The organism is Isoptericola sp. NPDC057559 (assembly GCF_042801555.1).
Taxonomy (GTDB): domain Bacteria; phylum Actinomycetota; class Actinomycetes; order Actinomycetales; family Cellulomonadaceae; genus Isoptericola.
The window spans coordinates 180,474-199,905 of sequence record NZ_JBHVFQ010000003.1; the positions used below are offsets into that span (position 1 = coordinate 180,474).

16 protein-coding genes and 1 riboswitch are annotated in these 19,432 nt (G+C 75.2%); of the genes, 5 read left to right on the forward strand and 11 right to left on the reverse strand.

From position 1 onward, the window contains the following. Nucleotides 1-5: 5 nt before the first annotated feature. Nucleotides 6-956, reverse strand: coding sequence for a DUF4031 domain-containing protein (locus tag ACFU5J_RS05885; protein WP_430578094.1), 951 nt, complete (start codon nucleotides 954-956; stop codon nucleotides 6-8). Beyond that, the gene (locus ACFU5J_RS05890) at nucleotides 953-2,281 is read right to left on the reverse strand and encodes a carboxylesterase family protein (protein WP_430578095.1); all 1,329 of its coding nucleotides are present in this window, start codon (nucleotides 2,279-2,281) and stop codon (nucleotides 953-955) included. The genes ACFU5J_RS05885 and ACFU5J_RS05890 overlap by 4 nt, the downstream gene beginning before the upstream one ends. 78 nt (nucleotides 2,282-2,359) lie before the next feature. Between ACFU5J_RS05890 and ACFU5J_RS05895 the strand changes: the two genes are divergently transcribed. Next, nucleotides 2,360-2,878, forward strand: coding sequence for a gluconokinase (locus tag ACFU5J_RS05895; RefSeq protein WP_430578096.1), 519 nt, complete (start codon nucleotides 2,360-2,362; stop codon nucleotides 2,876-2,878). On the opposite strand, the gene ACFU5J_RS05900 is transcribed toward ACFU5J_RS05895, so the two are convergent. The 3 genes from ACFU5J_RS05900 to ACFU5J_RS05910 are packed head-to-tail and all read right to left on the reverse strand — an operon-like array spanning nucleotide 2,865 to nucleotide 8,818. Then, entirely contained in the window at nucleotides 2,865-4,139 is a 1,275-nt protein-coding gene (locus ACFU5J_RS05900; protein WP_430578097.1) for an acetate/propionate family kinase, read from the reverse strand. The two genes, ACFU5J_RS05895 and ACFU5J_RS05900, sit on opposite strands and share 14 nt — an antisense overlap. Beyond that, a complete protein-coding gene (pta, locus tag ACFU5J_RS05905; protein WP_430578098.1) occupies nucleotides 4,136-6,274 on the reverse strand; it encodes a phosphate acetyltransferase in 2,139 nt (712 codons plus the stop codon). Before pta ends, ACFU5J_RS05900 begins: the two co-directional genes overlap by 4 nt. Before the next feature lie 48 nt (nucleotides 6,275-6,322). Then, the gene (locus ACFU5J_RS05910) at nucleotides 6,323-8,818 is read right to left on the reverse strand and encodes a phosphoketolase (RefSeq protein ID WP_430578099.1); all 2,496 of its coding nucleotides are present in this window, start codon (nucleotides 8,816-8,818) and stop codon (nucleotides 6,323-6,325) included. A gap of 171 nt (nucleotides 8,819-8,989) precedes the next feature. Between ACFU5J_RS05910 and ACFU5J_RS05915 the strand changes: the two genes are divergently transcribed. Together ACFU5J_RS05915 and ACFU5J_RS05920 are read left to right on the forward strand one after the other, a co-directional pair. Then, complete coding sequence (locus tag ACFU5J_RS05915) at nucleotides 8,990-9,889, forward strand: SURF1 family protein (RefSeq protein WP_430574663.1); 900 nt, start codon at nucleotides 8,990-8,992, stop codon at nucleotides 9,887-9,889. A 42-nt stretch (nucleotides 9,890-9,931) separates the two neighbouring features. Further along, complete coding sequence (locus ACFU5J_RS05920; RefSeq protein ID WP_430578100.1) at nucleotides 9,932-10,540, forward strand: GyrI-like domain-containing protein; 609 nt, start codon at nucleotides 9,932-9,934, stop codon at nucleotides 10,538-10,540. A 49-nt stretch (nucleotides 10,541-10,589) separates the two neighbouring features. Here ACFU5J_RS05920 and ACFU5J_RS05925 read toward each other — a convergent pair whose 3' ends face one another. From ACFU5J_RS05925 to ACFU5J_RS05935, 3 genes are all read right to left on the reverse strand, one after another. Then, nucleotides 10,590-11,555, reverse strand: a complete 966-nt coding sequence (locus tag ACFU5J_RS05925) for a hypothetical protein (RefSeq protein ID WP_430574665.1) — start codon at nucleotides 11,553-11,555, stop codon at nucleotides 10,590-10,592. A 136-nt stretch (nucleotides 11,556-11,691) separates the two neighbouring features. Then, nucleotides 11,692-13,461, reverse strand: coding sequence for an ABC transporter ATP-binding protein (locus tag ACFU5J_RS05930; RefSeq protein WP_430578101.1), 1,770 nt, complete (start codon nucleotides 13,459-13,461; stop codon nucleotides 11,692-11,694). Beyond that, entirely contained in the window at nucleotides 13,458-15,257 is a 1,800-nt protein-coding gene (locus tag ACFU5J_RS05935) for an ABC transporter ATP-binding protein (RefSeq protein ID WP_430575359.1), read from the reverse strand. The genes ACFU5J_RS05930 and ACFU5J_RS05935 overlap by 4 nt, the downstream gene beginning before the upstream one ends. Nucleotides 15,258-15,347: 90 nt before the next feature. On the opposite strand from ACFU5J_RS05935, the gene ACFU5J_RS05940 reads away from it, so the two are divergent. After that, nucleotides 15,348-15,743, forward strand: coding sequence for a DUF3817 domain-containing protein (locus ACFU5J_RS05940; protein ID WP_430574667.1), 396 nt, complete (start codon nucleotides 15,348-15,350; stop codon nucleotides 15,741-15,743). After that, the gene (locus ACFU5J_RS05945; RefSeq protein WP_430578102.1) at nucleotides 15,740-16,954 is read left to right on the forward strand and encodes a ThiF family adenylyltransferase; all 1,215 of its coding nucleotides are present in this window, start codon (nucleotides 15,740-15,742) and stop codon (nucleotides 16,952-16,954) included. The genes ACFU5J_RS05940 and ACFU5J_RS05945 overlap by 4 nt, the downstream gene beginning before the upstream one ends. A 90-nt stretch (nucleotides 16,955-17,044) precedes the next feature. On the opposite strand, the gene ACFU5J_RS05950 is transcribed toward ACFU5J_RS05945, so the two are convergent. The 3 genes from ACFU5J_RS05950 to thiO form a co-directional block, all read right to left on the reverse strand. Beyond that, nucleotides 17,045-17,857 (reverse strand): thiazole synthase, encoded by an 813-nt coding sequence (locus ACFU5J_RS05950; RefSeq protein ID WP_430574669.1) that lies wholly within the window; start codon nucleotides 17,855-17,857, stop codon nucleotides 17,045-17,047. Between the two features lie 9 nt (nucleotides 17,858-17,866). Beyond that, nucleotides 17,867-18,112, reverse strand: a complete 246-nt coding sequence (thiS, locus tag ACFU5J_RS05955) for a sulfur carrier protein ThiS (RefSeq protein WP_430578103.1) — start codon at nucleotides 18,110-18,112, stop codon at nucleotides 17,867-17,869. Beyond that, nucleotides 18,109-19,323 (reverse strand): glycine oxidase ThiO, encoded by a 1,215-nt coding sequence (gene thiO, locus ACFU5J_RS05960; protein WP_430574671.1) that lies wholly within the window; start codon nucleotides 19,321-19,323, stop codon nucleotides 18,109-18,111. Before thiO ends, thiS begins: the two co-directional genes overlap by 4 nt. Further along, a riboswitch (TPP riboswitch) is annotated at nucleotides 19,313-19,415 on the reverse strand. (Overlaps the previous gene by 11 nt.) Nucleotides 19,416-19,432 lie beyond the last annotated feature (17 nt).

Consider the following 19,432-nt stretch of genomic DNA (forward strand, 5'->3'; position numbering starts at 1 on the left):
GCAACCTAGCGCCCGGCGTCGAGCCCGTCCCGCTCGGCGCGCAGGTTGCGCCGCGCCGCCTCGCCCCAGCGCCCCGCGGCGGCGGGGGAGCGGTAGAGGTGCGGCAGCCCCGCGAGCTGGTCCAGCACGGCGGCGCGGCCGGAGCGGAACGCGTCGTCGGGCACGTGCCCGTACTCTGCGCGGACCTGCGCGGCGTACCGGGCGTAGCGGCTCGGGTCCGCGCCGAGCACGGCCAGGTCGGCGTCGCTGACGAGCGACCCGGAGGCGTCGTGGGGTGCCGGCGCGTGGTCCGTCGTCACGAGGACGAGGCGCGCGACCTCGGCGACGTCGTCCTCCGTCAGCCCGAGCGCCCGGCCGGCCGGCCGCGCGCGCCCGGCGAGCGGCCCGAGCAGGGCGCCGACGAGCTCCGCCGAGCGTTCCTCGTCGCGCCCCGCGTCGCCGTCGTGCACGGCGTCGTGGAACCACAGCGCGACGGCCGCGTGCCAGGCATCGCCGGGGGCGCCGTCGGCGACGAGCAGGCCGAGCGAGTCGAGGGAGTCAGCCAGGTGCAGCCGCGAGTGGTAGACGCGGTGCGGCTCGCGCCAGCGGTCCACCAGGTCCTGCCCGACGGGGTCGACACCGGCCGCACCGTCTGTTGCCGAGGGGTCCCACAGCCGCGCCCACCGCGCGAGCAGCGCGTCGCGGGAGGCCCGCCTGCGCTCCCACCCCGGGACCCGCAGGACCGAGCCGGCGAGCCGCCGCGACAGCTCGCCGCCCGTGACGGGCACGGCGCCCGCGGCGACCAGCGCGTCGTGCAGGTCCGCGGGGACGTCGTAGTGGTCGAGGTCGAACGCCCGGTCGCGCACCCCCTGCGCGCGGGCGAAGGCCCGCAGCTCGTGCAGGGAGCTGTCGGAGACGAGGTGGGACCACAGCGTGCCGTGGGCGGGCCACGCGGGCGGGTCGAGCCAGAGCGTCATCGGCCCGCCCTCCGGTAGACGAGCGCGCCCGGCACCTCGCCGCGCGCGCCGAGGTCCTCGCCCCGCGCGAAGGCGCCCCACACGGCGCGCACCCCGCGGGCGCTGCGCTGCAGGTCCTCCCAGGGCGCGCCGTCGGTCAGCGCGGCGGTCGCCCACGCCTTCTCGTCGCCGAACAGGAGCGGCAGGTCGACCGTGTGGGCGGCGCCCCAGGGGTTGCCCGGCGCCGCCCATGTCACGACGTACCGGTACGCGGTGCCCCCGGCCGCGGCGTGCCGGGCGGCGAACCGGCGCGCCGGGCGCCCGTAGACCCGGGCGGTGACGGTGGCGACCATGGCCCGGCGCGCCCACGGCCCGACGACGGGCAGCGCGGCGAGCCGGCGCACGGCGGGCAGGCGCCGCACGAACAGGCGGGCCTCCTCGGCGGTGCTCCCGACGAGCAGCGCGACCTGCGGGGCCGCCGCGTCCCACGCCGCCGCGACCTCGTGCTCCGGCGGCAGCGGGTCGTGGCCGTACTGCGTGCCGAACGGCATCGCGGCACGCAGCCCGAACCCGCGAGCGACCTCGCCGACCCGCGCCTCGGCGGCCACGACGTCGTCGACCGGCGTGCGGGCGGAGACCCCGGCCGCCGCGCGCGCCATGGCGGCGTTCATCCGCGCCCGCCCGCGGGAGATGCCGAGGGGCGCGCTCTGCACGATCGCGCGCGAGAACAGCCCCGCCGCGGCCGGGGCCGCCATGAGGTGCGCGACGGCGTCCCCGCCCGCGGACTGCCCGAACAGCGTGACGCGCGCCGGGTCGCCGCCGAACGCCGCGACGTTGCGCCGCACCCAGCGCAGCGCCTCGAGCTGGTCGAGCAGCCCGAGGTTCGCCGGGCGGTCGGGGCCGTCGTCGCCCAGGTAGCCGAACAGGCCCAGGCGGTAGGTGACCGTCACGACGACCACCCGCTGCTCCGCCACCAGCGGGCGCGGGTCCATGATCGGCACGTCCCCCGCACCGGAGGTGTACGAGCCGCCGTGGAGCCACACCATGACGGGCAGCCGGTCGTCGGGGCCCGCGTCGGCGGGCATCGTCACGGACAGGCGCTGGCAGTGCTCGTCGGTGGGGACGCCCGACCCGGCCGGGCCCAGCACCTCGTCGAGGAACGGCACCGGCGCCTGCGGGCACGCGGGCGACCAGGACGTCGCCTCCAGCACCTCGACCCGGTCCGGGACGGGCGCGGGACGCCGGAAGCGCTCCGCGTGCGCGTAGGGGATGCCGGTGGCCCGGCGGACGTCGCCGTCCGCCCAGCCGTGGACCGGGCCGCAGGGAGGCGTGAAGTGCAGCGTCACGCGTCGAGACTACGGCGGGAGGGCGCGACGCGTGCCCCCGGCTTGCGGCGGGCCCGTCCCGCCGGGAATGCTCGGCGCATGACTGCCACGGGGGACGGCGCCCACCTCGTCGTCATGGGCGTCGCGGGGTCCGGCAAGACGACGGTGGCGGCGCTGCTCGCCGACCGCCTCGGCCTGGAGCTCGCGGAGGCCGACGACTTCCACCCGGCCGCGAACGTCGAGAAGATGCACGCGGGCATCCCGCTGACCGACGAGGACCGGGCCCCGTGGCTGCTCGCCATCCGCGACTGGCTGGACGGGCACTCGGGAGGCGGCCGGCACGCCGTCGTCACGTGCTCCGCGCTGAAGCGCGCCTACCGCGACGTGCTGCGCACCGCCCAGAGCCCCGTCCGGTTCGTGCACCTGGACGGCTCGCGGGAGCTGCTCGCGGCGCGGCTCGCGGCCCGCAAGGGGCACTTCATGCCGCCGTCGCTGCTCGCCTCCCAGCTGGAGACCCTCGAGCCGCTCGACCCCGACGAGGACGGCTTCACCGTCGGCATCGAGGCCGAGCCCGAGGAGATCGCGGACGAGATCGTGGAGCGGCTCAGCCTGCCGTGACCGACGCGGCGGGGCCGAGGTGCTCCACGGCCTCCACGCACTGCCGGGCGATCGCCAGCTCCTCCATGGTGGGGATCACCATGACCAGCGTGGACGTCCAGTCCGGGGAGACGATGCGCTCGTCGTGCCGGGACGCGCCGTTCCGCTCCGGGTCGACGGCGATCCCCATGCCCTCGAGCCCCTCGCAGACGGCGGCCCGCACCGCCGCGTCGTTCTCCCCGACGCCCGCGGTGAAGGCGACGACGTCCACGCGCCCGAGGAGGGCGGCGTACGCGCCCACGTACTTCTTCAGCCGGTGGACGTAGACGTCGAACGCGAGCGCCGCCGCGTCGTCGCCCCCGTCGATCAGCCGGCGGAGCTCGCGGAAGTCGTTGACGCCCGAGAGCCCGAGCATCCCCGAGCGCTTGTTCAGCAGGGTGTCCAGCTCGTCGATGCTCATCCCGGCGTTCCGGGCGAGGTGGAACACGACGGCCGGGTCGACGTCGCCCGAGCGCGTGCCCATCACCAGCCCCTCCAGCGGCGTCAGGCCCATGGACGTGTCGATCGGCACGCCGCCGGCCACCGCCGACGCCGACGCCCCGTTGCCCAGGTGCAGCACGATCGTGTGCAGGTCCTGCACCCGCCGGCCCAGCACCCGCGCCACCTTGCCGGCCACGTACTGGTGGCTGGTGCCGTGGAACCCGTACCGGCGCACGTCGTAGGTCGCGGCCACCTCCCGGTCGATGGCGTACGTGTACGCCTCCGCGGGCAGCCCCTGGAAGAACGCGGTGTCGAAGACGGCGACGTGCGGCACGTCCGACAGCAGCTCGCGCGCCACCCGGATGCCCTGCACGTTGGCCGGGTTGTGCAGCGGCGCGAGCGGCACCAGCGCGTCGATGCGCGCCACGACGTCGTCGTCCACCACGACCGGGCCGGAGAACTCCGCGCCGCCGTGCACCACGCGGTGCCCGACGGCGTAGATGCCGGCGTCCGCGAGGCGGGGGCCGATCTCGTCGAACATGCCGAGGGCCAGGCGCAGCGCCTCGCCGTGGTCCGGCACCTCGAGCTCCCGGCGCGTCCTGTTGCCGGCGAACGTGTGCGTGACGATGCCCGACGGCTCGCCGATGCGCTCGATCGTGCCCGCCGCGATGGCCTCCCCGCCCACGGGGTTGACCAGCTGGTACTTCAGCGACGACGAGCCCGAGTTGAGGACCAGCACCGACCCGTGCGCGCCGTAGGCGCTGTACGGGGTGGGGCGCTCGGCCTCGGGGACGATGCTCATGCGGTGGCCTCCTGCGCCTGTTCCTGTTCCTGCGCCTGCGCCTGCGCCTGGATCGCGGTGATGGCGACGGTGTTGACGATGTCGGCCACGAGCGCGCCGCGGGACAGGTCGTTCACCGGCTTGTTCAGTCCCTGCAGCACGGGTCCGACGGCCACCGCGCCCGCCGAGCGCTGCACCGCCTTGTAGGTGTTGTTGCCCGTGTTGAGGTCCGGGAAGACGAACACCGTCGCCTGCCCGGCCACCGCCGACTCCGGCAGCTTCGACTTCGCGACCGACGCGTCGACGGCGGCGTCGTACTGGATCGGGCCCTCCACGGACAGGTCGGGGCGGCGCTCGCGGACCAGCCCGGTGGCCGTGCGCACCTTGTCGACGTCGGCGCCCGAGCCGGACGTGCCCGTGGAGTACGACAGCATCGCGACCTTCGGGTCCACGCCGAACTGCGCGGCCGTGGCCGACGACGAGATGGCGATGTCGGCGAGCTGCTCCGCCGTCGGGTCCGGGATCACCGCGCAGTCGCCGTACACGAGCACCCGGTCGGTGAGGCACATGAGGAACACGGACGACACCACGGAGACGCCGGGCTGGGTCTTGACGATCTCGAACGACGGCCGGATGGTGTGCGCCGTCGTGTGCGCGGCGCCCGAGACCATCCCGTCGGCGAGGCCGAGGTGCACCATCATCGTGCCGAAGTACGACACGTCGGTGACGATCTCGCGGGCCCGCTCCACGGTCATGCCCTTGTGCGCGCGCAGTCGCGCGTACTCGGCGGAGAACATCGTCACGTGCTCGGGGTCGGTGGGGGAGAGCACCGTGGCCGCCGCGATGTCGAGGCCGAGCTCGGCGGCGCGCGCCCGGATCGTCGTCTCGTCGCCGAGGATCACGAGGTCCGCGATGCCGCGGGCCAGCACGGTCGACGCGGCGCGCAGGATGCGGTCGTCGTCGCCCTCGGGCAGCACGACGCGGCGCCGGTCGGCGCGGGCGCGCTCGACGAGCTCGTACTCGAACATCAGCGGCGTCACGACGCGGGTGCGCGGCAGGTCGAGGCGCGCCAGCAGCGCGGCGCCGTCCACGTGCTGCTCGAACAGGGCCCGCGCCACGTCGACCTTGCGGGTCGAGGAGACGGTGACGTAGCCGTGCGTCTCGGCGGCGCGCCGGGCGGCGTGGAACGTGTCCAGCCGCGTCGCGACCACCGGCACGCGAGGGCCGAGCGCCGCCAGGAGCTGCGCGATCACGCCGCGCGGCACGTACCCGCCGGTCAGCACGATGCCCGCCAGGGACGGGAACGTCGCCGCGGCGTGCGCGGACAGCAGCCCGAGGAGCACGTCCGAGCGGTCGCCCGGCAGGATGACGACCGCGCCGTCGGACAGGTGGTCGAGCACGTGCTCGAACGACATCGCCCCGACGATGACCTCCAGCGCCTCGCGGCCCAGCAGGTCGCGGTCGCCGAGCATGAGGGTGCCCTCGACCGCCTCGGCGAGCCGGCCCACCGTGGGCGCGTGCAGGAACGGCTCCTCGGGGATCGTCCACACGGGCAGGTCCAGGTCGCCGACCAGCGCCGTCGCGCCCGCGGCGAGGACCGCCGGGGTGCTCCGGTTCACGACGACCCCCACCGGCTGCGCGTGGTTGGCGCGCAGCTCGGCGACGCTGATCCGCACCAGGGCGCGCACGTCCTCCGACGAGCGGCCCCGCCCGGACGCCACGAGCAGCACCGGGGCGCCGAGGTTGGCCGCGACGCGGGCGTTGAACGCCAGCTCGGTGGCGCCCGCGACGTCCGTGTAGTCCGTGCCGACCACGACCACGGCGTCGCACCGCTCCGCCACCGCGTGGTAGCGGTCGAGGATCTTGGCCAGGGCGGCCTCGGGGTCGGCGTGCACGTCGTCGTACGTGACGCCGACCGCGTCCTCGTAGGACAGGTCCACGCCGTCGTGCTGGAGCAGCATCTCCAGCACGTGGTCCCGCGGGGCGTCGCCCCCCGCGTCCGACGCCGGCGGCGACGGCACGCGGGAGACGGCGCGGAACACCCCGACGCGGGAGACCTGCCGGACCAGCAGGTCCAGCACGCCCAGCGCGACCGTCGACTTGCCGGTCTCGCCCTCGGGGGAGGCGATGTAGATCGAGCGGGAGGAGCCGGTCACGCGAGGTCACCCGTCATTCGTGCGTCGCTGGTCATTCGTCGTCGCCTGTCATTCGTTGTCGCCGCCCGTCGCCGCCGAGGCGTCGTACTCCGGGCCGCCCTGCGCGGTGGCGGTGTCGCCCGCGTCCGGCCACACCCAGTCGCGCACCTCGGGGATGTCCTCGCCGTGCTCGCGGGTGTACTGCCGGGCCGTGAGCCGCGCGTCGACCATCTCCTGGCGCAGGCCCGCGTACCTCGAGCGCAGCGACGGCACCCGGTCGATGACGTCGATCACGAGGTGGAAGCGGTCGATGTCGTTGAGCATCGCCATGTCGAAGGGCGTCGTCGTCGTGCCCTCCTCCTTGTAGCCGCGCACGTGGATGTTGGCGTGGTTGGTGCGGCGGTAGGTCAGCCGGTGGATCAGCCACGGGTAGCCGTGGTAGTTGAAGATCACCGGCCGGTCGGCCGTGAACAGGGTGTCGAAGTCCTTGTCCGACAGGCCGTGCGGGTGCTCCTTCTCGTCCTGCATCCGCATGAGGTCGACCACGTTCACCACGCGGATCTTGAGGCCGGGGATGCGGCGGCGCAGGATGTCGGCCGCCGCGAGCACCTCGAGCGTCGGGACGTCGCCCGCCGCGCCCAGCACGACGTCGGGCTCGGTGCCCTCCTCCTCCGTGCCCGCCCAGTCCCAGATGCCCAGGCCGCGCGTGCAGTGCGCGATCGCCTGCTCCATCGTGAGGAACTGCGGCGCCGGCTGCTTGCCCGCCACCACGACGTTCACGTACTGGCGGCTCTGCAGGCAGTGGCTGTAGGTGCTCAGCAGGGTGTTGGCGTCCGGCGGGAGGTAGACCCGGACGATCTCGGCCTTCTTGTTCACGACGTGGTCGATGAAGCCCGGGTCCTGGTGGCTGAAGCCGTTGTGGTCCTGGCGCCACACGTGGCTCGAGAGCAGGTAGTTGAGGCTCGCGACCGGCCGCCGCCACGGGATGTGGTTGGTGACCTTGAGCCACTTGGCGTGCTGGTTGAACATCGAGTCGACGATGTGGATGAAGGCCTCGTAGCTGGTGAACAGGCCGTGCCGCCCGGTGAGGAGGTAGCCCTCCAGCCAGCCCTGGCACTGGTGCTCGCTCAGCATCTCCATCACGCGGCCGGCGCGGGCGAGGTGCTCGTCGACGTCGGGCCCGTAGAACTCGGCGTTCCACTGCTTGTCCGTGACCTCGTACACCGCCTGGAGGCGGTTGGACGCCGTCTCGTCCGGGCCGAAGATCCGGAAGTTGTCCGGGTTGAGGCGCACCACGTCGGTGAGCCACTGCCCGAGGACGCGCGTCGCCTCGGCGACCGAGCCGCCGGGGGCCGCGACCTCCACGGCGTAGTCGCGGAAGTCGGGCAGCCGCAGGTCCTTGAGCAGCAGGCCGCCGTTGGTGTGCGGGTTGCCGCTCATGCGCAGCTCGCCCTCGGGCGCCTGCTCGGCGATCTCCGGCAGCAGCCGGCCCTCGGTGTCGAACAGCTCGTGCGCCCGGTACGACTCCAGCCAGCCGCGCAGCACCTCCAGGTGCTCCGGGGTGTCGCGCGCGCTCGCGAGCGGCACCTGGTGGGCGCGCCACGAGTCCTCGGTCTTCTTGCCGTCGATGACGGGCGGGCAGGTCCAGCCCTTCGGCGTGCGGAAGACGATCATCGGCCAGGCCGGCCGCTCGTCGTTGCCCGCCGCGGCCTCGGCCTTGATCCGGGCGATGTGGTCCAGCACCTCGTCCAGGAGCGCCGCGAACCGGCGGTGCACCTCAGCGTGATCCTCGCCGTCGAACCCGCCGACGAAGAAGTACGGGGTGTGGCCGTAGCCGATCATGAGGTCGCGCAGCTCGTCGTCGCTGATGCGCGACAGCACCGTCGGGTTCGCGATCTTGTAGCCGTTGAGGTGCAGGATCGGCAGCACGACCCCGTCGTTGAGCGGGTTGACGAACTTGTTCGAGTGCCAGCTCGTGGCGAGCGGGCCGGTCTCGGCCTCGCCGTCGCCGACCACCGTCGCGACCAGGAGGTCCGGGTTGTCGAACGCCGCGCCGTACGCGTGGCTCAGCGCGTAGCCCAGCTCGCCGCCCTCGTGGATGGAGCCCGGCGTCTCCGGCGCCACGTGCGAGGGGATGCCGCCGGGGAACGAGAACTGGCGGAACAGGCGACGCAGCCCCTCGTCGTCCTCGGTGATGTCCGAGTACGTCTCGGAGTACGTGCCCTCCAGGTACGAGTTCGCGACCAGCCCGGGTCCGCCGTGGCCGGGGCCCGCGACGTAGATGGTGGACTGCTCGCGCTCCTTGATCGCCCGGTTGAGGTGCGCGTAGAGGAAGTTGAGGCCGGGCGTCGTGCCCCAGTGGCCCAGCAGGCGCGGCTTCACGTGGTCGCGCGTCAGCGGCTCGCGCAGCAGGGGGTTGTCCAGCAGGTAGATCTGGCCGACGGACAGGTAGTTCGCCGCTCGCCACCACCGGTCGATCCGGTCGATCGAGTCGGCCGAGAGCTCGGTGCCGTCGCCGGCGCGCCAAGGCGTGGGGCGGACGGACGGGGTGGTCGTGGTGCTCATCACACGCTCCTGTGGCTCGGGGGTAGGCCAGCGCCTTCATTCCACCGCACCCGGTGCCCGAATGCAGCACGACCGGCGAGGTCAGAGGGCGTGACGTCGATCTGGCGGGGTGTCAGGTGCTCCCGGCGCACGGATTCCTGGCGGGGGCCCCGGTCCGATTACGGTGGTGCCGTGCCCAGCCCGCAGCCCGCCCGCAGGTCGTTCTGGGCGGTGGCCCTCCAGCCCCGCATGATCGGGATCCTGCTCCTCTTCCTGCTCGCCGCCGCCGTCTGCGGCCGGCTCGGCGTGTGGCAGCTCGACCGCGCCTACCAGCGCGCCGCGGTCGCCGCGCAGCAGGAGGCCGCGGAGAAGGCGGCCCACGGCCCGGAGGCGCTCGGCGACCTCCTGGAGCCGCAGACGTCGTTCCCGGGCGAGCTGGTCGGCACCGAGGCGTGGGTCACCGGCACGTACGAGCCGGAGGACCAGGTGCTCGTCGCCGGGCGCGCGCTCGACGGCCGCACCGGCTACCTCGTGCTCACGCCGCTGCGCGTCACCGACGACGGCACCGGCGGCGCGTCCTGGGCCGACCTGTCCGGCCCGCCCGTCCTGCCCGTCGTCCGCGGCTGGGTGGACTCGGCGACCCCCGACGCCGCCGCCCTCGACGTGCCCGAGGGCGAGGTGCGCCTCACCGGGTGGCTGCAGGCGTCGGAGTCCCTGCAGGAGGGCGGCGCGCCGCTGCCGGACAACCCGGACGGACCGCCGCTGGTGGACTCCATCTCCACCGGGTCGCTGGTCAACACCTGGGGCGGGCCGATCTACTCCGGGTACGTCGTGCTCACGACGTCCGACCCGGCGCAGGCGACCGCCGCCGAGGGCGGGCCCGCGCCGCTGCCGCGCCCCGTGCTCGAGGGCAGCGACGGCGTCAACCTGCAGAACCTGTTCTACGCGCTCCAGTGGTGGGTCTTCGGCCTGTTCGCCGTGCTGCTGTGGGTGCGCCTCGTCCGCGACGAGGCCGCCGGCACGCGCCGAGGCCGCACGCACGACGACTCCGACGACCCCGTGGGCACCGGCATCGCCGGCCTGCCCGGCTGACGGGTCGAGCCGCCTGTCGGTGGCCGCCGCCACCATGGGCGGATGGCGAGCATCGACCTCAAGCGCGAGCTGGGCGAGCAGTACCGCGCGACGACGACGCCGGCCCTCGTGACGGTGCCGCCCCGGCCGTTCCTCATGGTCGACGGCGCCGGCGACCCGAACACGGAGCCCGCGTACCGCGAGGCGGTCGAGACGCTCTACCCGCTCGCGTACGCGGTGCGGGCCGCGGTGAAACGGGCCACCGGCAACGCCTACACCGTGCTGCCGCTGGAGGGCCTGTGGTGGGCGGACGACCTGAGCCGGTTCAGCGTGGACGCCAAGGACCGGTGGCGCTGGACGATGATGATCGGCCTGCCCGACCCCGTCCAGCACGTCGACGCCCCGGCGCTCGTCTCCCGCGTCGCGCGGGAGAAGGACCTGCCCGCCGGCCACCTCGTCCGCCTCGAGCACTTCGGCGACGGCGACGCGGCGCAGGTGCTGCACGTCGGGCCCTTCGCCACCGAGGGGCCCACCGTCGCAGCGCTGCACGCGTTCATCGCCCAGCAAGGTCGTGAGCTGGCCGGCACGCACCACGAGGTCTACCTGTCCGACGCCCGCCGCGTCGACCCGTCCAGGTGGCGCACGATCGTCCGCCAACCCGTCGCCCCCTGACCGCCAGATCGAGGTAGCCGTCGTCAGGTCGACCTTCGGTGGGTCGATCTCATGACAGGTCCCTCGATCTCGGAGGGCGTGATCGCAGCGCCGACCGGATGCGGGCGGTCAGGAGCTCGGGATGCAGCAGGTCCTCCCAGACGACGCGGAGGACGAGCCACCCGGCCTCCGCCAAGGCATCGTGCCTGAGCTTCTCGTCGAAGAGGCGCTGGGCCGGGTCGCCGTACTCGCCCCCGGAGTACTTCACGGCGCCGTCGAACTCGAGCGCCACCTTGCGGTCTGGCCACGCCAGGTCGAGCCAGAGGTCGCCGCGCCGGGTCGTGACGCGGTGCCCGGTCTCCGCGGCGGGCAGGCCGGCGTCGTGGACGATCCAGCGGAGCAGCGACTCGCCCGGTGACTCGGAACGTGGGTCGGCGAGCCCGATGACCTCGCGGGCCCGCCGGACGCCGCGCCCGCCCCTGGACTCGTCGAGGATCGCGTCGATCAGCGTGAGGTCGGCACCTCCTCGCAGCGCGGAGTCGGCGATCACGAGGCCTTGGTCGGGGGGCAGCGTCCGTGCACAGTCGACCACCGTCCGCTCGAGGCACGTGACGGGCAGTCCGTCCAGGTCGGTCCGGTCGCGCTCTGGTAGAGCGGCCCAGTGACGGCGGAGGTCCCGCTCGCGGGTCTGGTCGGCATTGGGCGGCCGCAGCTGGGTGACGTGGACCGTAGGGGAGAGCCGGACCGTCCAGCACCCGTGCAGCAGTGCCGCGGTCGCGTGCGAGTACCAGAACGCCGTCGAGAGCCGGACCTCGACGGCGCGGACCTGCCGGAGGATCTCGGCGTGCCTTGTGCGCGCCGGCCCCTCCGCCGCGACGGGTGCGAGGTAGACGCCCTTACGGACGCGCTCCAGCGCGCCACGCGCCGCCATGCCCGCGATCTCGCCGCGGCGGGCCTCGCTGAACAGAATGGCGGGTGGGACGGCCGGCGCGGTGAGCTCGCGACGGTCGCCGGGCCGCGGGGGCAGCGTCGTCATGCCGAGCGAGCGTGTCAGAAGCGGGCACCGCGCGGAGGGGACGTTGTGGACAACCCCACGAGATCGAGGCACCCGGCACGAGATCGACCTTGGGTGGGTCGACTTCGCAACGGGTGCCTCGATCTCGGCGGGCGGGCTACTCGTGCTGCCAGCTGTGCCAGAGCTTGGCGTAGTCGCCGCCGGCGGCGACGAGGTCGTCGTGCGGGCCGATCTCGGTGATGCGGCCGCCGTCGACGACGGCGACACGGTCGGCGTCGTGCGCCGTGTGCAGGCGGTGCGCGATGGCGACCACCGTGCGGCCGGTGAGCACGGCGTTGAGCGACCGCTCGAGGTGGCGGGCGGCGCGCGGGTCCAGCAGCGACGTCGCCTCGTCGAGGACGAGCGTGTGCGGGTCGAGCAGCACCAGCCGCGCGAGCGCGATCTGCTGCGCCTGCGCCGGGGTGAGGGTGTGCCCGCCCGACCCGACGGCCGTCTCGAGGCCCTCGGGGAGCGCGGCGGCCCAGCTCGTGGCGTCGACGGCGCCCAGCGCGCCCCACAGGGCGTCGTCGGTCGCCGACGTGTCCGCGAGCCGCAGGTTCTCCGCCAGCGACCCGACGAACACGTGGTGCTCCTGCGTCACCAGCGCGACGTGGTGGCGCAGGTCCTCCAGCGGCAGCTCGACGAGCGGCACGCCGCCCACGGTGACCGACCCGCCGGTGGGCGGGTGGATGCCCGCGAGCATGCGGCCCAGGGTCGACTTGCCCGCGCCCGACGGCCCGACCACGGCCAGCCGCTCGCCGGGCGCGAGGTCGAGGTCGATGCCGTGCAGCACGTCGTGACCCTCGCGGTACGCGTACCGCACGGCACGGGCGCGCACGTCCTCCGACGTCGGCACCGCGGTGCCTGCCGTGCGGTCCGGGCCGACGAGGCCGACGCCGACCACGCGGGCCAGCGCGACGGCCGCGACCTGCAGCTCGTCGAGCCAGAACACGAGGTCGAACACCGGGCCGCCCATCTGGTGCCCGTACATCGCGATCGTGGCGACCGTGCCCACCGTGGTGAGGTCCTGCGAGACGAGCCAGCCGCCCCACAGGATGACGACGATCGGCGCGATCGCGACCGCGGCGTCGAGCGACGGGATGAGCCGCAGCCGCAGGCCGAGGGTGTACGACTCGGCGTCGAACGCCTCGCGCAGGTCGCGGTCGATCCGCCGGCGCACGCGCCCGCCGAGGTGCAGGGCGTCGGTGGTGCGCGCGCCCTCGACGGCCTCGGTGATGGAGCCGTTGATGGTGGCGTAGGCCGCCGACTCGCGCAGGTAGCCCGGCGTGGCCCGCTTGAGGTACCAGCGCGTGGCCACGACGATCAGCGGCACGCCCGTCAGCAGGCCGATCGCGACCAGCGGGCTCGCGAGGAACGACGCGACCAGGGTCAGCGCGATCGTCACCACGCAGACCAGCACGCGGGGCACGCCGAACCGCACGGCGTGCTGCAGCTTGTTCACGTCGTTGGTGGTGCGCGCGACGAGGTCGCCGGTGCCGGCCTTCTCCACCGTGGACAGCGGCAGCCGCGTCACGGCGTCCATGAACTCCTCGCGCAGGTCCGCGAAGACCCGCTCGCCGAAGACCATGGACAGCCGCTGCGCGTAGCGCGTGACGACGGCCTGCACGACGACGGCGCCGACGAGCACCATGGCGAGCGAGTCGACGGCCTCCAGGGTGGTGCCGGCGGCGACCTTGTCGATGATCCGGCCCAGGAGGAACGGACCGGCCAGGCCGGCCAGGGCGGCGAGCGTGTGCAGCACGGCGACGCCGCCGAGCTGGCCGCGGTGGCGCCGGAACAGGCGGCCCACGGTGCGGTTCACCTCGGCGCTGTCGGCGATCGGCAGCAGGTTCGGGTTGGCCGCGGGTGCGGCGGCGGGGGCGCTCATCGCGCGGCTCCTTCCAGGTCGATCTCGTCGGTACCGAGCTCGTCGGTCTCCTCGTCCTCGGCCATGCTGCGGCCGACGACGGCGCGGTACGCCGCGCCGTGGGCGTCGCCACGGGCGAGCAGCTCGGCGTGCGTGCCGCTGGCGGCCACGGTCGCGTCGGCGTCCAGCAGGACGACCTCGTCGACGTGGTCGAGCACGAGCGGGCTCGCGGTGACCACCAGGGTGGTGCGGCCGCGGCGGACCTCGCTCACGCGCTCGGCGATCCGCGCCTCGGTGTGGGCGTCCACCGCGCTGGTGGGCTCCACGAGCACGAGGATCTCCGGCTCGGTGAGCAGGGCGCGTGCCAGCGCGACGCGCTGCCGCTGCCCGCCCGACAGGGAGCGTCCCTTCTCCGGCAGCTCGCCGGCGAGGCCGCCGGGCACGCTGTCGAGCACGTCGTGCGCGTCCGCGGTGACCATGGCGGCCAGCAGGTCGGCCTCGGTGGCGCGGCCGCGGGCGTCGAGCGCCTCGCCGAGCACGCCGGAGAACAGGTGCGGGGTCGCCTCGGAGACGACCACACGGTGCCGCAGCGCCTCCTTGTCGAGGTCGGCCAGCAGCACCCCGCCGAGCCGGACCGGCGTGCCGGCCTCCGCCTCGTCGTCGAGCCGCCCGAGCCGCGTCGCGACCCGCGCCGAGGCGTCCGGGTCGGCGCTGACGAGGCCCACGACGCGGCCGTCGCGCAGCACGAGGCCGCTGGTCTCGTCGACCAGGTCGACGCCGGCGTCGGGCGCGTCGGCGGGAGCCTCGGCGGACGGCGTCGCCTCGGTGACCCGCAGCACGTCGAGGATCTTGCGCGACGAGATCACGGCCCGGATGACCATCTGCAGCATCTGCGTGGCCATCTGCACCGGCCAGGCGAGGAACGCGGCGTAGCCGTAGAACGTCACGAGCTGCCCGCTGGTGATCTCGCCCCGGACGGCGGCGCGCGCGCCGAGCCACAGCACGAGCGCGGCGAGCAGGCCCGGCAGCAGCACCTGCAGCCCGTCGAGCACCGACTGCAGCACGGCCACGCGCACGCCCTGGTGGCGCACGTCCTGCGACTGGCGCGCGTACCGGGCGGCGAACTCGTCCTCGCCGCCGATGCCGCGCAGGATGCGCAGCCCGGAGACGGTGTCCGCGCCGAGCGACGTGAGCCGGCCGGTGGCCTCGCGCTGCGTGGTCTGGCGCGACTGCAGCGGCTTGACCAGCAGGCCGAGCACGACGGCGACCGCGGGGATGCCGAGCGCCAGGACCAGCCCGAGCTGCGCGTGCTGGGACAGCATGATCGCGACGACCACGACGTACGCGATCACGCCGCCGGTGAACCGGCCGGCCATGGAGAACATGTCGCCCACGCGGAGGGCGTCGTTCGCCACGGCGGACACCACCTCGCCGGTGGGGAGCTTGCGCGTGATCGCGTGCCCCGCGCGCGACGCCTTGTAGCCGACGAGCTGGGAGAACGACAGCGACGCCCGCACCCAGTTCTCGACGTCCCAGATGTGGTTGAAGATGCCGGCGACGACGATGACGAGCGCGGCGCCCAGCATCGCGCCGCACCACAGGAACAGCGGGCCGCCGAAGCCCTGCGACAGGCCCTCGTCGATGGCGCGACCGATCAGCAGCGGGGCCGCGGCCGACGCGAGCATCGCCACCACGCCCGCCACCAGGGACTTCGCCAGCACGTCGCGCTGGCGCCACCCCTGCCAGGCGAGGAGCTTGGCGGGGGACGTCAGAGGGGGGTTGCCCACGTCGGGGAGGGGGAGGGGTCGCACGGGGATCAAGCGTACGGAGCCGTACCGACACCGGGCGACGGAATAACGCGCGGGCGGGCGGGCCGTCGAGGTCCGAACCCCGCCTACGATGCTGGGGTGAGCACGCCGCAGCAGACCCCCGCCGCCAGCCAGGCCCAGGCCGAGACCGCCATCCGCAAGGCCCGCGGAGCCCTGAAGCGCTACCGGTTCATGGCGATCCTCACCGGTGTGATGCTGCTGATCCTGTGCTTCGAGCTGTTCTTCAAGTACGTGGTGAAGGTCGACGTCGTCGTCGACTACCTGGGCTGGGTGCCGTTCGCGCACGGCTGGATCTACGTGGTCTACCTCGTGAGCGTCCTCGACCTGTGGTCCAAGATGCGCTGGGGCTTCGGGCGGCTCGCCACGATGGTCTTCGCCGGCGTCGTCCCGGTGATGTCGTTCATCCTCGAGAAGCGCGTGCACGCCGGCGCGGACGCCAAGCTCGCCGCGCTCGCGGAGCGGTACTCGGCATGAGCGACCCGGCCGCCGTCGCCCTCGCCCCGCTCGTCGCGCCCGGCCCGGCGCTCGACGCCGCCCGCCTCGCCCGGTACGCCCGGCACCTGCCGCTGCCGGGCGTCGGCGCGGAGGGGCAGCGGCGGCTCGCCGCGGCGCGCGTGCTGGTCGTGGGCGCGGGCGGCCTGGGCAGCCCGGCCCTGCAGTACCTCGCGGCCGCGGGCGTGGGCACGCTCGGCGTCGTCGACGACGATGTCGTGGACCTCTCCAACCTGCAGCGCCAGGTGGTGCACGGCACCGCCGACGTCGGCCGGCCCAAGGTCGACTCGGCCCGGGACCGGCTGGCGGACCTGGCGCCCGACGTCGACGTCGTCGCCCACGCGGAGCGCCTGACCCCCGAGAACGTCCTCGACATCCTGCGCGGGTACGACCTCGTGCTCGACGGGGCCGACAACTTCCCGACGCGCTACCTCGTGTCGGACGCCGCGGAGGTCCTCGGCGTGCCGGTCGTGTGGGGCGCGATCCACCAGTTCGACGGGCAGGTGAGCGTCTTCTGGGGCGCGCCCCGGTCGGCCGACGGGGTCCGCGAGCGCGGCGCCACCTACCGCGACGTCTTCCCCGTGCCCCCGCCGCCCGGCACCGTGCCGGACTGCGCCACCGGCGGCGTGCTGGGCGCGCTGTGCGGCACCGTCGGGTCGGTCATGGCCACCGAGGCCGTCAAGCTGATCACCGGCGCGGGCACCACGCTGCTCGGCCGCATCGCGGTCTACGACGCCCTCGACCTCACGTGGCGGCAGCTCGCCGTCCGCCCGGACCCCACGCGCGAGCCCGTCACCGCCCTGCTCGCCGACGACGCCGCGTACGCGGCGTTCTGCGGCCTGCCCGCGCCGTCGGGCGGCGCCGCCGACGCGGGCATGGGCCCGGCGAGCGTCACCGCGCGCGAGGCGGCCGCGCTGCTCGCGGGCGACGCCCCCGTGGCGCTCGTCGACGTCCGCGAGGACTGGGAGGCGCAGGCCCTGCCCGTCGCCGGGTCGCGGCTCGTGCCGAGCGGCGTGTTCCTCGGGCCCGACGGCGCCGACGTGGCGCGCGCGGAGCTGCCCGTCGACCGCCCCGTGCTGCTGGTCTGCGCCGCGGGCGCCCGCTCGGCCCGCGTCGCCGACGTCGCCCGCGCCGCGGGCGTCGACGCCCGGTCCGTCGAGGGCGGCGCGCCCGCGCTCCTCCTCGCCGTCTGACGCCGAGGGGGTCCGCACACCTCGCGAGGTGGCTCGAGCACGGGCCCACCTCGGCATGGTGCGGACCCTCGCGCCGGGCGGGCGGGGCGGTCAGAGGGCGAGGTCGAGGCGGCCGTCGGGCGTCGAGCTGGCCAAGGCGCCCTCGCGCCGCGGGATGCGGCCGGCGCCGGCGGCGAGCCGGCCGGCCTGGACGGCCAGGCGCATGGCGTGCGCCATCCGGACGGGGTCCGCGGCCCGCGTGACGGCGGTGGCGAGCAGGACGCCGGCGCAGCCGAGCTCCATCGCGAGGGCCGCGTCGGACGCCGTGCCCACGCCCGCGTCGAGGATGACGGGGACCCGCGCGGCGGCGGCGATCGCCTCGATGTTGCGCGGGTTGAGCACGCCCAGGCCGGTGCCGATCGGAGCGCCCAGCGGCATGACGGCGGCGCAGCCGACGTCCTCCAGGCGGCGGGCCAGGATCGGGTCGTCGTTGGTGTACGGCAGCACGACGAACCCGTCGCGCACGAGCTCCTCGGCGGCCTCGACGAGGCCGAACGGGTCGGGCAGGAGGGTGACGTCGTCGGCGATCACCTCGAGCTTCACCCAGTCGGTGCCGCACGCCTCGCGGGCGAGCCGCGCGGTGAGCACCGCCTCGCGGGCCGAGAAGCAGCCGGCGGTGTTGGGCAGGGCGCGGATCCCGAGGCGCTCGAGCAGGCCCCAGATGCCGCCGTCCTCGGCGCCCGCCCCGCCGGGCCGCACCGCGACGCGCCGCATCGCCACGGTGGTGAGCCCGGTGCCGGACGCGACCAGCGCGTCCTCGAGCGTCATGAGGTTGGCCGCCCCGCCCGTGCCCATGACGAGGCGCGAGCCGATCGTGGTGCCGGCGATCTCGAGCGGGTCGGCGAGGGTCGCGGTGCTGGTCATGGTTCCTCCTCAGCCGCCCTGGACGGCGGTGACGATCTCGACCCGGTCGCCGGGCGCGACGCGGGTGCCGGCCCACAGGCCGCGGGGGACGACGGCGTCGTTGACGGCGACGGCGATGCCCTGCACCGTGCCGTCGGCCACGAACGCGGGGACGAGGGCGGCGACCAGGGCCTCGACGCCGTCGCCGTGCGGCCCGTCGAGCGGGTAGGGCTCGCCGTTCACGGCGGCGGTGGGGGTGGGGGGCGCGGTGGTCATCGGACGGCTCCTTCGGTACGGCGGGCGGGGGAGGGGGCGAAGCGCCGCGGGTCGGCGGCGGCCAGCGCGGGGTCGGGGGCGGGCGCGCCGGTGAGCGCGGCGACGACGGCGTCCGCGGTGAGCGGCGCGAGCAGCACGCCGTTGCGCCCGTGGCCGACGGCGGCCAGCAGCCCGGGGGCCGCGGTGGCGCCGACCAGGGGCAGGTTGTCGGGGGTGGCCGGGCGGGCGCGCGGCGTGACGTCGACGAGCGCGGCCTCGTCGATGCCGGGCACGAGGGCGCGCGCGTCGCGCAGGAGGGCGAAGACGCCGCCGGCCTCGGCCCGGCGGTCGTCGGGTCGCTCCTCGCTGGTGGCGCCGACCACGACCTCGCGGTGCGCGGGCCCGCCGCCGGGGCCGGTCCCGGTGCCCGGCGCGCGCGGCACGAGGTACACCGGCCGACCCTGCACGGTGCCGCGCACCACGTGCTCGAGGGCGAGCCCGGGGCCGGCGTCGAGCCGCAGGGTGATCCCCTTGACGGGCCGGACGGGCACGGGCGCCTCGGGGACGGCGTCGAGCAGCGCGGCCGCGGGGACGGCGCCCGTCGCGAGCACCACGGCGCCCGCGGCGTGGCGCGCGCCGGCGTCGTCCTGCACCGCGACGACCCGGCCCGCGCGGTCGCGCTCCAGCCGCACGGCGGCACGGGGGACCAGGGCGTCGCCGAGCGCGGCGCGCAGCGCGGCGTGGGCCCCGCGCGGGTCGACGGCGAGGTCGCCCTCGACCGCCGCCGCGCCCGCCAGGCGCGGGCCGAGGTACGGCTCGCGGCGGCGGGCGTCGGCCACGGTGAGCTCGGCCGAGCCGAGCCCCCAGCCGCGGTGCAGCGTCAGGACGCGGCGGAGCAGGGCGAGGTCGTCGGCGTCGTACGCGACGGCGAGGGAGCCGGCCCGCTGCAGGGGGACCTCGCGGCCCGACGCGGCGGCGAGGTCGGCGGCGAAGCCCGGCCAGCGCGCGGCGGACGCGAGGTTGAGCCGCGTCAGCTCGTGCTCGCCGAAGTCGGCCTCCGCGACGGCGGCCAGCATGCCCGCGGCCGCGCGGGTCGCGCCGTCGCCGGGGGCGGGGTCGAGCACCGTGACGGACATCCCGGACGCGGCGGCGCGCCACGCGACGGCGAGGCCGACGATGCCGCCGCCCACCACGACGACGTCGCGGGGGGACGGAGGGACGGACGTGGGCATGTGCGCTCCCTTCGCTGGCATGACCCAGATCAGGTTCGACGGTCGGCTCCTGCGCCCTCTCAGCCCCGAGCGGGGCTCCCGTGCGCCGTCACTGTAACCCGGGCCGTGG